This window comes from Curtobacterium sp. P97, from assembly GCF_023712445.1.
Taxonomy (GTDB): Bacteria; Actinomycetota; Actinomycetes; order Actinomycetales; family Microbacteriaceae; genus Curtobacterium.
In genome coordinates this window covers 57,225-70,589 of the sequence record NZ_JAMAYF010000013.1, presented here as the reverse complement: position 1 = coordinate 70,589, position 13,365 = coordinate 57,225, and the positions used below count along the sequence as shown (strand labels likewise).

The window sequence follows — 13,365 nt, the reverse complement described above, 5'->3', positions numbered from 1 at the left end:
CGTTCGGAGTCCCGAGTGCTTCTACTGCTGGCCAGACATGCGCCCCGACCCCTCGGCGCGCACGCACCACGAGTGCCGTCGCCCAGGTCTGCCGAACACGTCAAGGAGGCACCCTTTTGGAGGGTCCCGAGATCAAGTTCGCCGAAGCCGTCATCGACAACGGCAAGTTCGGCAAGCGCGTCGTCCGGTTCGAGACCGGCCGCCTCGCACAGCAGGCCCAGGGCGCGGTCGCCGCGTACCTCGACGAGGAGACCATGCTCCTCTCGGCCACCAGCGCCGGCAAGCACCCGCGTGAGGGCTTCGACTTCTTCCCGCTGACGGTCGACGTCGAGGAACGCTCGTACGCCGCCGGCAAGATCCCCGGTTCGTTCTTCCGTCGCGAAGGCCGTCCGAGCACCGAGGCGATCCTCGTCTGCCGTCTCATCGACCGGCCGCTGCGCCCGTCGTTCGTCGACGGCCTGCGCAACGAGGTCCAGATCGTCATCACCGTCCTGAGCATCGCGCCGGACGAGTTCTACGACGCGCTCGCGATCAACGCGGCGTCCGCGTCGACGCAGATCTCCGGTCTGCCGTTCTCCGGCCCGATCGCCGGTGTGCGCCTCGCGCTCATCGGTGACCAGTGGGTCGCGTTCCCGAAGGCCTCGCAGCTCGAGGAAGCGGTCTTCGACCTCACCGTCGCCGGCCGTGTCGTCACCGACGACCAGGGCAACGAGGACGTCGCGATCATGATGGTCGAGGCGGAGGCGACCGAGCACGCCTGGGGCCTCATCCAGGGCGGCGCCACCAAGCCCGACGAGGCGATCGTCGCGCAGGGCCTCGAGGCGGCCAAGCCGTTCCTCAAGGTCCTCGTCGAGGCGCAGGCGAAGATGGCCGCACAGTCGGCCAAGGAGATCCAGGACTACCCGGTCTTCCCGCCGTACGCACCCGAGGTCTACTCCGCCGTCGAGGCCCTCGCCCTCGACGAGCTCAAGGACGTCTACCAGATCGCCGGCAAGCTCGAGCGTCAGGACAAGGACGACGCCCTGAAGGCCCGCGTCAAGGAGGCCGTCGCCGCCAAGGTCGAGGCCGGGGAGCTCCCCGAGTCCGCCAACGGCCAGGTCAGCGGTGCGTACAAGTCGGTCACGAAGAAGGTCGTCCGCGGCCGCATCCTGACCGAGCAGGTCCGCATGGACGGTCGCGGCCTCGCCGACATCCGTCCGCTCGACGCCGAGGTCGCCGTGATCCCGCGCGTCCACGGCTCGGCGATCTTCCAGCGCGGCGAGACGCAGATCCTCGGCGTCACCACGCTGAACATGCTCAAGATGGAGCAGCAGATCGACTCGCTGTCGCCCGTCACGAAGAAGCGCTACCTGCACCACTACAACTTCCCGCCGTACTCGACGGGTGAGACCGGTCGCGTCGGTTCGCCGAAGCGTCGCGAGATCGGGCACGGCTTCCTCGCCGAGCGCGCCCTCGTGCCGGTGCTGCCGTCGCGCGAGGAGTTCCCCTACGCCATCCGTCAGGTGTCCGAGGCCCTCGGCTCCAACGGTTCGACGTCGATGGGCTCCGTCTGCGCCTCGACCCTGTCGCTCCTCAACGCCGGTGTGCCGCTGCGCGCGCCGGTCGCGGGCATCGCGATGGGCCTCGTCTCCGACACCGTCGACGGCCAGACCCGCTACGCGGCGCTGACCGACATCCTCGGTGCCGAGGACGCCCTCGGCGACATGGACTTCAAGGTCGCCGGTACCTCCGAGTTCGTCACCGCCATCCAGCTCGACACGAAGCTCGACGGCATCCCGTCGTCGGTCCTCGACGCCGCGCTGAAGCAGGCCAAGGAGGCCCGCTCGGCCATCCTCGGTGTGCTCACCGAGGCGATCGACGCCCCCGACGAGATGGCGGACACCGCTCCGCGCGTCATCTCGGTGCAGATCCCCGTCGACAAGATCGGCGAGCTGATCGGCCCGAAGGGCAAGACGATCAACGGGATCCAGGACGAGACCGGCGCCGACATCTCGATCGAGGACGACGGCACCGTCTACATCGGCGCCGTCGACGGCCCGTCGGCCGAGGCCGCCCGTGCGCAGGTCAACGCCATCGCGAACCCGACGAACCCGGAGATCGGGGACCAGTTCCTCGGCACGGTCGTCAAGATCGCGACGTTCGGTGCCTTCGTGTCGCTGCTCCCGGGCCGCGACGGTCTGCTCCACGTCTCCGAGGTCCGCAAGCTCGCCGGTGGCAAGCGCGTGGAGAACGTCGAGGACGTGCTCGGCGTCGGCCAGAAGGTCCTGGTCGAGGTCACCAAGGTGGACGACCGCGGCAAGCTCTCGCTCGCGCCGGTCGTCGCCGACGAGGTGGACACCGAGGGCCGCGAGGGCCACGAGAAGCACACCGAGGACAACGCCGAGGGTTGATCCCTCGCGCCTCGCGCTGCTGACACGACGACGGCCGCCGCTCCTGCTGGAGCGGCGGCCGTCGCCGTGTCCCGGGCGGCGTCAGGAAGCGGGGGTCTCCTGTGTGCCGGTGAGCTGCGCGCGGCCGAGCAGGTGCTCGCGGAGCAGGAAGCCGACGACCGCCGGCGTGGCGTCGGCGGGGGCCTCGAGCACCGGCACGTCGAGGGCACTGACGGTGAAGACGTAGCGGTGCGGACCGTGGCCGGCGGGCGGGGCGGCACCGAGGAAGGTGTCCGTGCCGTACTCGTTGCGACGCCGCAGCGCCTCGGCGGGCAGCAGCGCGTCGTCGGTGCCGGCGCCCTGCGGGAGCGACGTGGTCGAGGCCGGGACGTCCGTCAGGCTCCAGTGCCAGAAGCCCGAGCCGGTCGGCGCGTCGGGGTCGTACACGGTGAGGACGTAGCTCTGCGTGCCGTCGGGGGCGCCGGACCACTCGAGCGCGGGGGAGCGGTCCTCACCACCGGCGTCGGAGCCGCGTGCCCAGTCGGGCAGTGCGCCACCGTCGCTGAAGTCGGGGCTGGTCAGGGTGAACGAGGGGACCTCGGGGAGGTTCCAGTTGGGGTCGTTGGCCATGCGTCCAGCCAACACCCGCGGCCTGTCCCGTGGATGGGACGGACGGGAGGCGCGGGACGGCGCCGCCACGTGCCTCCCGGCCGTCCGCTGCCCACCCGGGAGGCGTCGGACGCGCCCGTCCCGGTCAGCGCGTGATGACGCGCTCGACGACCCGCCCGAGCGCGGCGGTGGCCGCGATGGCGTCGCCGGCGTACGCACCGGCCATGACGCCGTCGCGCGCGAGCATGAGCTCGTCGGCGCCGTCGCCCGGCATCGGGTGTCCGGCGCGCTGCAGCAGCGCGAAGAGCTGTTCCGTGTACCAGTCGCGGTGCGCGGCGACGACCTGGCGGACCGGGTCGCGGGGATCGTGGTACTCGGCAGCGGCGTTGAGGAAGGCGCAGCCGCGGAAGTCCGGTCGGCCGACGTCGTCCGAGACGGCGGAGACCCAGGCGCGGACGGCCTCGACCGGGGAGGCTGCCTCCTCGACCAGGCGCGCGAAGGCCTGCTGCACCCGCTCGTCCTGCGCCCGGATGTAGGCCAGGATCAGGTTGTCCTTCGACCCGTAGTGCTTGTAGAACGTCGCCTTCGTGACGCTCGCCTCGGAGATCAGGCGGTCGACGCCGACGCCGCGGATGCCCTCTTCGTAGAAGAGTCTCGACGCGGTCTCGAGGATGCGGACCTTCGCGCCGCCGGAGCGGGGAGCCGGGGGGACGCTCGACCCGTCCGGCGACGCGAGGTTCGTGCTCGGGCCGGGGAGACGCTGGACGGCCGGTTGGGGGGAATCGACCGTCACAGCGCTGCTCCTCGGACTCATCGGCTCCGCGGGGGAGTGGGGGGACTCCGCCGCGCAGGACTGATGTCCCGAGCCACCGGGTCGGAATCTAGGGGGGCTTCCGACCCGATGTGACGACTGTACCACAGTGAGGACAGACAGACGAGTCTTTCTATCCTCCTCGGATGTACCCCAGTTCGAGGCACGCGCCGCGAGCCTGTGGAATCTGGATGATCGGCCCTGCCGGGTCAGTAGGCTCTCCTGCGATGAACCAGCCAGTGCCGTTGCCGCTCGAGGCCCAGGACACGTCCTTCCTGACGTCCGGTGGTGCCTTCGTCCGTCGATCCGTGCTGCCGTCCGGTGTCCGGGTCCTCACCGAGTCGGTGCCGGGGGCGAGCTCCACGAGCCTCGGCTTCTGGGTCGGTGTCGGGTCCCGTGACGAGCGCGAAGGGCAGTTCGGGTCCACGCACTTCCTCGAGCACCTGCTCTTCAAGGGCACCGGTCGACGCAGCGCACTCGACATCGCCATCGCGTTCGACTCCGTGGGCGGTGAGCACAACGCCGCGACCGCCAAGGAGTACACCTGCTACTACGCGCGGGTCCGGGACACCGACGTCCCGATGGCGGTCGAGGTGATCGGCGACATGGTCACCGGCTCGGTGCTCGACGCGGACGCCTTCGCCGTCGAGCGCGGCGTCATCCTCGAGGAGCTGGCGATGGCCGCCGACGACCCGGCGGACGTCGCGGGCGAGGCCTTCTTCGCCGCTGCCTTCGACGGGCACCCCCTCGGCCGTCCGATCGGCGGGACACCCGAGAGCATCCGTGCCGTCGGGCGCGACGAGGTCCTCGACCACTACCGGGAGCACTACGCACCGAACGGCATCGTCGTCACCGCCGCTGGTGCCGTCGACCACGACCGCTTCCGCGAACTCGTCGAGCGCGTCTTCCGCGACGCCCCGCGGGCCTCGCCGCTCGCCCGGCGCTCTCCGCAGCCCGTCGCCGACCCGGCGGTGCCGCGCCTCGCCGTCGCGCACCGGCCGACCGAGCAGGTCAGCATGCTCCGTGGTTCGCAGGGGCTGGACCTCCGCGACGAACGCCGCCCGGTGCTCAGCGTGCTGAACGCCGTGCTCGGCGGGGGCATGAGCTCGCGCCTCTTCCAGGAGGTCCGCGAGCGCCGCGGACTCGCCTACGCCGTGTCCTCCTTCGCCCCGGCCTACCTCGACAACGGCGCCTTCGGCGTCTACGCCGGCTGTGCCCCGGACAACGTCGCCGGCGTGGTCGAGATCATCGACGCCGAGTTCGCACGGATGGTCGACGACGGCATCACCGAGGACGAGCTCCGCCGCGCCAAGGGCCAGATCGAGGGAGCCCTGACGCTCTCGCTCGAGGACTCCGACGCCCGGATGACCCGCCTCGGCCGGTCCGAACTGGGCACGGGGGAGTTCACCGACCTCGGCACCGCGCTGCAGCGGGTCGACCGGGTCACCGCCGGCGACGTGCTCGACCTGGCGCGCGACCTGCTCACCCGACCCACGATCACCTCGGTGGTGGGAGCCGTGCAGCGGGACGAACTCGCCGCGGCCATCGGCGTCGAGGGGTGACGGACGTGTCGCACTACCTGTACCTCGTCCGGCACGGCGAACACCAGGACGCCGAGCACGGACTCCGCGACGGCAAGCTCTCCGAACGCGGCAAGCGCCAGGCAGTGCTCGTCGCCGACCGCCTCGGCGGGGTGCCCTTCGACGGCGTGTACCACTCGCCGCTCGACGCCCCGAGCGAGACGGCTGCGTACCTCGCACAGCGGCTGCCCTCGATCCAGCCGGAGCCCTCGACGCTGCTCTTCGACTGCATCCCGTCGGGACCGACGCCGGACATGCCGCACGCGTACCAGGGCTGGTACGGCGGCGTGACGGAAGAGGAGATCGTCGCCGGGCAGGCCCAGATGGGCGACGCCGTCGCCGAGTGGTTCACCCCGGCGCGTGAGGACCGCCACGACCTGCTCATCACGCACAACGCCGTGATCGGCTGGTTCGTCCGCGAGGCCTTCCAGGCACCGGAGTGGCGCTGGATGGGCACCAACGTGGCGCACACGGCGCTCACCATCATCCGGATCCGCTCCGCGAAGCCGGCCGAGGTGGTCACCCTCAACGACCTGGCCCACCTGCCGGTGGAGCTCCGCACGGGTCTGCCGGTCGAACAACCCGTCTAGCGGCGCACCACCCAGCGCGCCACGGGGCCGGCCGGGAGGCACGACACCGGTCAGCGCACCGGCTTGCGGTACCAGGCGGTCGCGTTGGGGTTCTCGTTGAACGCAGCGGTGCGCTCGTACCCGCGGCTCCGGTACATCGCACCCGCGGCGACGAGTGAGTCGTTCGTGTCGAGGACGACACTCGTCGCGCCGAGGTCCCGCGCGGCGCCCTCCAGTGCGTCCATCACCGCGGTCGCGACGCCCCGACCCCGTCCGGCGGGGGAGACGTAGACGTGCTTCACCTCGAACCGTGCGTCGTCGTCCGGGGTGGCATCGCCGTCCGCACGGGCGGCGATCCGTCGCAGGCCGCCGCACCCGATCGGGAGCGCCCCGTCCTCGTCGACCTCGTACGCGACCACGAACACGCCGTTCGGCGCCGTGAACTCGACGGCCGGGGTGCGCTTCCGCGAGTACGAGCCCTGCGCACTCGGGAAGGTCGCCTCGCGCTCGTCGAGGTAGGCGTCGAGCAGCGCGTCGACCTCGGGTGCGTCGGCGGGCACGGACCTGACCTGGAGCGGCATGCGTCGATCCTAGGATGGAGCCATGGTCACTCCCGTCGCCGTCGTCGGCGCCACCGGTCGTCTCGGGGGCCTGGTGGCCTCCGTCGTGGAGTCGCTCGACGGCTTCGAGCTCGTCGCGTCGCTGTCCTCGAAGGACGCCGTGCACGAGGCACCGCCGTCGGTGTTCGGTGGAGCAGCCGTCGTGGTGGACGTCACCGTCCCGGCGCTGAGCCCCGCGATCGTCGACCACGCCCTGGCGAGCGGCGCGAACGTCCTCGTCGGGACCTCCGGCTGGTCGCTCGACCGCCTCGCGACGCTCCGCTCCGGGCTCGAGGCGCGGCCCGACCAGGGTGTGCTCGTCGTCCCGAACTTCTCGATCGGGTCGGTGCTCGCCACGCACCTCGCCACGATCGCCGCGCCGTGGTTCCCGTCCGTCGAGATCGTCGAGACGCACCACGCGGGCAAGATCGACAGCCCGTCGGGCACCGCCGTCCGGACCGCCGAGCTCATCGCGGACGCCCGTCGCGAGGTCGGTCCCGTCGACGCCCCGCACGTCGACCAGCGTGCCCGCGGGCAACAGGTGGCGAGCGTCCCGATCCACTCCCTGCGCCTGCCTGGGGTGAAGGCGGTGCAGGACGTGCTGCTGAGCGGCCCCGGTGAGACCGTCACGATCCGCCACGACACGAACGACGACGTGGCCTACGTCGCAGGCGTCCGCGCGGCGCTGTCCGCCGTGGTCGGTGCCCGCGGCCTGACCGTCGGGCTCGGCAGCGTCCTCGGCATCGGCCAGCCGTGACGCCGACCTGGCAGTCCCTCCGCTCCCCGTTCTGGGGTGCGGCGCTGATGACCCTGCTGCTCGCGCTCTACATCGGGCTCGTCGGTCAGCGTGCGGTCGCGTTCGTGGCGACCGGGCAGCCGATCGGCATCGGCATCGGCGTCGCGCTGTTCGTCGTCGCGGCGATCGGCGCGCTGCTGCTCGTGCTCGAGGTCCGCTTCGGGCTGCGCATCACACGGCTCGGCGCGCGGCTCGAGCGCGAGGGCGCGACCCCGGACGACGTCGTCCCCGTCCGCCCGTCGGGGCGCCCCACGCGCGAGGCAGCCGACGAGCTGTTCCCGCGGTACCGGGACGCCGTCGAGGCCGACCCCGAGGACTGGCGCGGCTGGTACCGACTGGGCATCGTCTACGACGCCGCCGGTGACCGCAAGCGCGCGCGAGCGGCGATGCGGACCGCACTGGCGAAGGCGGCGGCGACCCGCTGACGGACGGGAGACCCGTGGCGGTGTCCGCCACGGGCCTCCCGTCCGCCGGGTCGTCGGGTCGTTCCGGTCGTCGGGTCGTTCCGGTTCGTCGGGTCGTTCCGGTCGTCGGGTCAGAAGGCCGCGTCGACCGCGTCCTCGGCGTGCTCGCACCGGAACCGGTAGCCGGACCCGGTGAGCTTGCGCGGCACCATGCGCTGGCTCGAGAGCAGCATCTCGTCGGCGGCCTCGCGGAGCAGCGTGCGCAGGGCGAAGGCCGGCACGCTGAACAGGTAGGGGCGGTGCAGGTCCTCGGCGACGCGGCGGGTGATGCGGTTCGACACCGCGGCCTCCGGTCCGGCGAGGTTGACGGGGCCGCGCACGTCGGCGGCCTCCGGGCTGGTGGCGAGGTGCACGATCGCGCCGACCTCGTCCTCGAGCGCGATCCACGGCCAGAACTGGCCACCGGTGCCGAGCTTGCCGCCCAGTCCCGCCTTGGTGAGCGGCACGAGGGGTGCGAGTGCGCCGCCGCCCTGCCCGACCACGATGCCGGTGCGGAGCAGGACGACGCGGACGCCCTCGGGGGCTGCGGTCGCGGCGGCCTCCCACTGGGTGCAGACGTCGGCGAGGAAGCCCCGGCCGGCCTCGGCGTCGTCGTCGAGGACGTCCACGGGACGGTCGCCGTACACGCCCGAGGCCGACCCGGACAGGAAGAGCGCCGGAGGGTTCGTCGCGTGGCGCATCGCCTCGACGAGGGTCTCGGTGGCCTGCACGCGCGAGTCGAGGATCTCCCGCTTGTACGACTCGGTCCAGGGCAGCCTGCCGATGTTCGCGCCGGCGAGGTTGATCACCACGTCCGCGCCGTCGAGCACCGCCGGGTCGAGCGGTCGCGTGCCGGGGGACCAGCGGAACGCGCTCGCGGTGCGGGGTTCGCTGCGGGTCAGGGTCGTGACGTGGTGTCCGGCCTCGCGCAGGGCGCGGACGAGGGGGGTCCCGATGAAGCCGGACGCACCGGCGACGAGGATCGAGAGCGGCTGGGTCGACATGCGGCCCACGGTACTCAGCGAGCCCCGGGTTCTCCTCGTGGACGGAGGCTCGCCGTGTCGTGGACGTAGGCTCTCCGTGTGAGCGAGACCGTGCAGCCCGATCCCACCGTCCCCACTCCCTACGAAGACCTGCTGCGCCGGGTGCTCGAGGAGGGTGCGCCGAAGGGCGACCGCACCGGCACCGGCACGCGCAGCATCTTCGGCGCGCAGCTCCGGTACGACCTGTCGCGGGGCTTCCCGCTGGTCACGACCAAGCGCGTGCACTTCAAGTCCGTCGCCTACGAGCTGCTCTGGTTCCTGCGCGGCGACGGCAATGCCCGGTGGCTGCAGGAGCACGGCGTGCGCATCTGGAACGAGTGGGCGGACGAGGACGGCGACCTCGGCCCGGTCTACGGCGTGCAGTGGCGCTCGTGGCCGACCCCGTCGGGGGAGCACGTCGACCAGATCGCCCAGGTGATCGAGCAGATCCGGACGAACCCGGACTCCCGTCGTCTCATCGTCTCGGCCTGGAACGTCGCCGACGTGCCGGAGATGGCGCTCGCCCCCTGCCACGCGTTCTTCCAGTTCTACGTGGTCGACGGCAAGCTCTCGTGCCAGCTGTACCAGCGGAGCGCGGACATGTTCCTCGGCGTGCCGTTCAACATCGCGTCCTACGCGCTGCTCACGCACATGATCGCCGCGCAGACCGGGCTCGAGGTCGGCGACTTCGTGTGGACCGGCGGCGACTGCCACGTGTACGACAACCACGTCGAGCAGGTCCGCGAGCAGCTCTCCCGCACGGCGTACCCGTACCCGACGCTCGAGATCGCTTCGCGCGACTCGATCGACGACTACGTGTACGAGGACTTCACGGTCGTCGACTACGAGCACCACCCGGCGATCAAGGCCGCGGTCGCCGTCTGATGGCCTGGACCGAGCCCGTCCGCGGTGTCGGCATGGTCTGGGCGCGCACCGCGTCCGGTGTGATCGGCGCCGACGGCGGCATCCCGTGGCACGTCCCGGAGGACCTCGCGCACTTCCGGCAGGTCACCGGCGACGCCGTGGTCGTGATGGGGCGGCGCACCTGGGACTCACTGCCGCCGCGCTTCCGACCACTGCCGGGGCGTCGGAACGTCGTGCTGACGCGGGACCCCTCGTGGTCGGCGGAGGGTGCCGAGGTCGTGCACGACCTGGCGACCGCACTCGACACCGACGAGACCGTGTGGGTGATCGGCGGGGGAGCCGTCTACGCCGACGCCCTGCCCTTCGCCGACCGGGTGTCCGAGACGATCGTCGACCGTGACGTACCGGGAGACACCCGCGCGCCGGCGCTCGACGACGCGTGGGAGCTCGTCGACGAGGGCCCGTGGCAGGAGTCGCGCGTCGACGCCACCCGCTACCGCTTCCGGGAGTGGCGCCGCCGCGCGTAGCGCCCGCGGTGCCCGCGGTGCCCGCGGTGCCCGCGGTGCCCGCGGTGCCCGCGGCCGGCACGCGCCCGCGGCCGGCACGCGCCCGCGGCCGGCACGCGCCGGCGCGACGTGCTCGCGCACAACACGAAGCACGTCGCGCCACGCAATCCCCTGGCGCGACGTGCTTCCGGTTGTGCACCGCGCCAGCGCGCGGCGTCCACCCGCCGGGCCGCGAGTCGCCGCACGGAGCCGCGCCGCGCCTCCCGGCCGCAGCCGTGCGCCGTCCGCGGGCCGCGCCTCCCGCACGGAGCCGGGCCGCGCCTCCCGGCCGCAGCCGAGCCGCGCCGGAGCCGGCCGCGGCGTCGCACCGTCCGCGAGCCGCGCACCGTCCGACCGGACGGCGGTGCCGTCGCGCATCCCCGGTACGCTGGAGGGCGTGTCCCCGCGTGAGAATCCCTTCGGTCAGGTCCTCGTCGCCCTCGTGACGCCGTTCACGGCCGACGGAGAGGTCGACTGGCCCGGCGTCGAGCAGCACATCGACGACTGCATCACGGCCGGCGCCGACGGCATCGTCGTCACCGGCACCACCGGTGAGACGAGCACGCTGACCGACCCGGAGAAGCTCCGCCTGGTCGAGGTCGGCAAGTCCGTCGCCGCGGGCCGCGCGAAGATCATCACGGGCGGCGGCTCCAACGAGACCGCGCACGCGATCCACCTCTACAAGCAGAGCGAGAAGGCCGGCGCCGACGGCGTGATGATCGTCACGCCGTACTACAACAAGCCGACCCAGGCGGGCGTCCTCACCCACTTCCGGATGATCGCCGACGCCACCGACCTGCCGGTGATCCTGTACGACATCCCGGGCCGCACGGGCATCCCGATCACGTACGAGACCATCGTGCGGGCGTCGCACCACCCGAACATCCTCGCCGTGAAGGACGCCAAGGGCGACTTCGCCGAGGTCTCCCGGGTGCTCAACAACACCGACCTCATGTACTTCTCGGGCGACGACACGAACGTGCTCCCGCACCTGTCGATCGGCGCCACCGGGCTGATCGGCGTCACGGCGAACATCACGAGCACGCCGTACCGCACGATCGTCGACGCCGTGAACCGCGGCGACCTGGCGACCGCCACCGCGGAGCACAAGCGCGTCGAACCGCTCGTCCGTGCGATCATGACCCACGTCCCCGGGACCGTCGCGGCGAAGTACGTGCTCCACGGCCTCGGCCGGATCGGCAGCCCGCGCGTCCGGCTGCCGCTCGTCGGCCCCGAGGACACCGAGGCCTACGCCATCGAGACCTCCCTCGAAGCGGTCCGGGACATCCCCGGTGCCGACTTCTCGAACTTCCGCCCGGACCGCAACGCGGCGGCCGGCGGCGCACTGCCGAAGGTGCCAGGCACCACACGTTAGGAAAGCACGCGGCGCAGCGGTAGCGCGTCGCACGACAGTCAGGACCGAATGCCCACCCAGATCTCCACACCGCAGCCGCTCGAACCCGGCACCCTCCGCGTGATCCCCGTCGGGGGTCTCGGCGAGATCGGTCGCAACATGACCGTGTACGAGTTCGACGGCAAGCTGCTCGTCGTCGACGCCGGCGTGCTCTTCCCCGAGGAGCACCAGCCGGGCGTCGACCTCATCCTCCCCGACTTCGGGCCGATCCGGGACCGTCTCGACGACGTCCTCGGTGTCGTGCTCACCCACGGGCACGAGGACCACATCGGCGCCGTCCCCTACCTGCTCAAGCTCAAGGGCGACATCCCCCTGATCGGTTCGACGCTGACCCTCGCGCTCGTCGAGGCGAAGCTCAAGGAACACCGGATCAAGCCCTACACGCTCGTCGTGCAGGAGGACCAGACCGAGCAGCTCGGTCCGTTCCACCTCGAGTTCGTCGCCGTGAACCACTCCATCCCGGACGCCCTCGCCGTCGCGATCACGACCCCCGCCGGGCGCGTGCTGCACACCGGTGACTTCAAGATGGACCAGCTCCCGCTGGACGACCGGATCACCGACCTCCGTGCCTTCGCCCGCCTGGGCGAGCAGGGCGTCGACCTGTTCCTGCCGGACTCGACCAACGCCGACGTCCCCGGGTTCACCGCGCCCGAGCGTGACATCGGACCGGTGCTCGAGAACGTCATCTCCCGCGCCCGCAAGAAGGTCGTCGTCGCCAGCTTCTCGTCGCACGTCCACCGCGTGCAGCAGGTCCTCGACGCCGCCGCCGCGACCAACCGCAAGGTCGCGTTCATGGGGCGGTCGATGATCCGCAACATGACCATCGCCGCCGAGCTCGGCTACCTCCGGGTGCCGGACGACGTGCTCATCGACACGAAGAAGGCGAAGAACGTCCCGGACGACCAGATCGTCTACATGTCGACGGGGTCGCAGGGCGAGCCGATGGCCGTCCTCGCGCGCATGGCGAACCTCGAGCACCAGATCGAGATCGGCGAGGGCGACACCGTCATCCTCGCGTCGAGCCTCATCCCGGGCAACGAGAACGCCGTCTACCGGGTCATCGACGGGCTGACGAAGCTCGGCGCGAAGGTGGTCCACAAGGGCAACGCGAAGGTGCACGTCTCCGGTCACGCGTCGGCCGGCGAGCTCCTCTACTGCTACAACATCCTGCGCCCGCGCAACGTGCTGCCCGTGCACGGCGAGCACCGCCACCTGTACGCGAACGCCGACCTGGCGATCCAGACGGGTGTGCCGCCGCGCAACGTCATCCTCGGCCAGGACGGCATCGTCGTCGACCTGAAGGACGGCGTCGCGAGCGTCGCCGGACAACTCGACATCGCCTACGTCTACGTCGACGGATCGACCGTGGGCGAGATCACCGACGCCGACCTCAAGGACCGTCGGGTCCTGGCGGAGGAGGGCTTCATCTCGATCTTCTGCGCCGTGGACTTCACGACGGGGCAGTGCGTGGTCGGCCCGGAGATCCAGTCGCGCGGCTTCGCCGAGGACGACTCCGTCTTCGACGACGTCCGTCCCCAGATCGCGAAGGCGCTCGCCGACGCGGCGGGCAACGGCACACGGGACGCGCACGCCTTCCAGCAGGTCGTCCGCCGCACCGTCGGCCGCTGGGTGAACACGAAGCACCGCCGCCGCCCGATGATCGTCCCGGTGGTCATCGAGGCGTAGGCAGACGCGCCGCAGCCGGCCGGGTGGCCGACCTGCGTCATCCCACAGGCTGATGCTC

Annotated in this window: 13 protein-coding genes; 9 read left to right on the top strand and 4 right to left on the bottom strand. The window is 71.7% G+C overall.

Annotation, left to right across the window (positions count from 1 at the left end; genetic code table 11):
- Window positions 1–116 precede the first annotated feature (116 nt).
- On the top strand, window positions 117–2,390 hold the full coding sequence (locus M3677_RS14175; protein WP_066653253.1) for a polyribonucleotide nucleotidyltransferase: 2,274 nt from the start codon (window positions 117–119) through the stop codon (window positions 2,388–2,390).
- An 81-nt stretch (window positions 2,391–2,471) separates the two neighbouring features.
- On the opposite strand, the gene M3677_RS14170 is transcribed toward M3677_RS14175, so the two are convergent.
- The gene (locus M3677_RS14170; protein WP_066653256.1) at window positions 2,472–2,999 is read right to left on the bottom strand and encodes a YbhB/YbcL family Raf kinase inhibitor-like protein; all 528 of its coding nucleotides are present in this window, start codon (window positions 2,997–2,999) and stop codon (window positions 2,472–2,474) included.
- Window positions 3,000–3,123: 124 nt separating this feature from the next.
- On the bottom strand, window positions 3,124–3,771 hold the full coding sequence (locus M3677_RS14165; protein WP_066653259.1) for a TetR/AcrR family transcriptional regulator: 648 nt from the start codon (window positions 3,769–3,771) through the stop codon (window positions 3,124–3,126).
- A 245-nt stretch (window positions 3,772–4,016) separates the two neighbouring features.
- Here M3677_RS14165 and M3677_RS14160 point away from each other — a divergent pair, with 245 nt between their 5' ends.
- Both M3677_RS14160 and M3677_RS14155 read left to right on the top strand, forming a co-directional pair.
- The gene (locus tag M3677_RS14160; protein WP_251160862.1) at window positions 4,017–5,351 is read left to right on the top strand and encodes a pitrilysin family protein; all 1,335 of its coding nucleotides are present in this window, start codon (window positions 4,017–4,019) and stop codon (window positions 5,349–5,351) included.
- A 5-nt stretch (window positions 5,352–5,356) separates the two neighbouring features.
- Window positions 5,357–5,959: a histidine phosphatase family protein gene (locus M3677_RS14155; protein ID WP_066657952.1), complete on the top strand. Its 603-nt coding sequence runs from the start codon at window positions 5,357–5,359 to the stop codon at window positions 5,957–5,959.
- A gap of 50 nt (window positions 5,960–6,009) precedes the next feature.
- On the opposite strand, the gene M3677_RS14150 is transcribed toward M3677_RS14155, so the two are convergent.
- Window positions 6,010–6,519, bottom strand: coding sequence for a GNAT family N-acetyltransferase (locus M3677_RS14150; RefSeq protein WP_251154818.1), 510 nt, complete (start codon window positions 6,517–6,519; stop codon window positions 6,010–6,012).
- A 22-nt stretch (window positions 6,520–6,541) separates the two neighbouring features.
- Here M3677_RS14150 and M3677_RS14145 point away from each other — a divergent pair, with 22 nt between their 5' ends.
- Window positions 6,542–7,294 carry a 4-hydroxy-tetrahydrodipicolinate reductase gene (locus M3677_RS14145; protein ID WP_209686068.1) on the top strand — a complete coding sequence of 251 codons (753 nt, stop codon included), beginning with the start codon at window positions 6,542–6,544 and terminating at the stop codon, window positions 7,292–7,294.
- Window positions 7,291–7,758: a tetratricopeptide repeat protein gene (locus tag M3677_RS14140; RefSeq protein WP_308201984.1), complete on the top strand. Its 468-nt coding sequence runs from the start codon at window positions 7,291–7,293 to the stop codon at window positions 7,756–7,758. The genes M3677_RS14145 and M3677_RS14140 overlap by 4 nt, the downstream gene beginning before the upstream one ends.
- Window positions 7,759–7,868: 110 nt before the next feature.
- Here the strand turns inward: M3677_RS14140 and M3677_RS14135 are convergent, their stop codons facing one another.
- Entirely contained in the window at window positions 7,869–8,780 is a 912-nt protein-coding gene (locus M3677_RS14135; protein ID WP_251160861.1) for a TIGR01777 family oxidoreductase, read from the bottom strand.
- A 78-nt stretch (window positions 8,781–8,858) separates the two neighbouring features.
- On the opposite strand from M3677_RS14135, the gene M3677_RS14130 reads away from it, so the two are divergent.
- From M3677_RS14130 to M3677_RS14115, 4 genes are all read left to right on the top strand, one after another.
- The gene (locus M3677_RS14130) at window positions 8,859–9,683 is read left to right on the top strand and encodes a thymidylate synthase (RefSeq protein WP_251160860.1); all 825 of its coding nucleotides are present in this window, start codon (window positions 8,859–8,861) and stop codon (window positions 9,681–9,683) included.
- Window positions 9,683–10,189, top strand: a complete 507-nt coding sequence (locus M3677_RS14125; protein ID WP_209686065.1) for a dihydrofolate reductase — start codon at window positions 9,683–9,685, stop codon at window positions 10,187–10,189. The genes M3677_RS14130 and M3677_RS14125 overlap by 1 nt, the downstream gene beginning before the upstream one ends.
- 415 nt (window positions 10,190–10,604) lie before the next feature.
- Window positions 10,605–11,582: a 4-hydroxy-tetrahydrodipicolinate synthase gene (gene dapA, locus M3677_RS14120; protein ID WP_058730183.1), complete on the top strand. Its 978-nt coding sequence runs from the start codon at window positions 10,605–10,607 to the stop codon at window positions 11,580–11,582.
- A gap of 48 nt (window positions 11,583–11,630) precedes the next feature.
- A complete protein-coding gene (locus M3677_RS14115; protein ID WP_209686063.1) occupies window positions 11,631–13,307 on the top strand; it encodes a ribonuclease J in 1,677 nt (558 codons plus the stop codon).
- Window positions 13,308–13,365 lie beyond the last annotated feature (58 nt).

Excerpts from the sequence above, each read along its gene's own strand:
- M3677_RS14135 (WP_251160861.1), bottom strand. The coding sequence starts at position 8,780 with ATGTCGACCCAGCCGCTCTCGATCCTCGTCGCCGGTGCGTCCGGCTTC.
- M3677_RS14170 (WP_066653256.1), bottom strand. The coding sequence starts at position 2,999 with ATGGCCAACGACCCCAACTGGAACCTCCCCGAGGTCCCCTCGTTCACC.
- M3677_RS14160 (WP_251160862.1), top strand. The coding sequence starts at position 4,017 with ATGAACCAGCCAGTGCCGTTGCCGCTCGAGGCCCAGGACACGTCCTTC.
- M3677_RS14150 (WP_251154818.1), bottom strand. The coding sequence starts at position 6,519 with ATGCCGCTCCAGGTCAGGTCCGTGCCCGCCGACGCACCCGAGGTCGAC.
- M3677_RS14125 (WP_209686065.1), top strand. The coding sequence starts at position 9,683 with ATGGCCTGGACCGAGCCCGTCCGCGGTGTCGGCATGGTCTGGGCGCGC.
- M3677_RS14115 (WP_209686063.1), top strand. The coding sequence starts at position 11,631 with ATGCCCACCCAGATCTCCACACCGCAGCCGCTCGAACCCGGCACCCTC.
- M3677_RS14145 (WP_209686068.1), top strand. The coding sequence starts at position 6,542 with ATGGTCACTCCCGTCGCCGTCGTCGGCGCCACCGGTCGTCTCGGGGGC.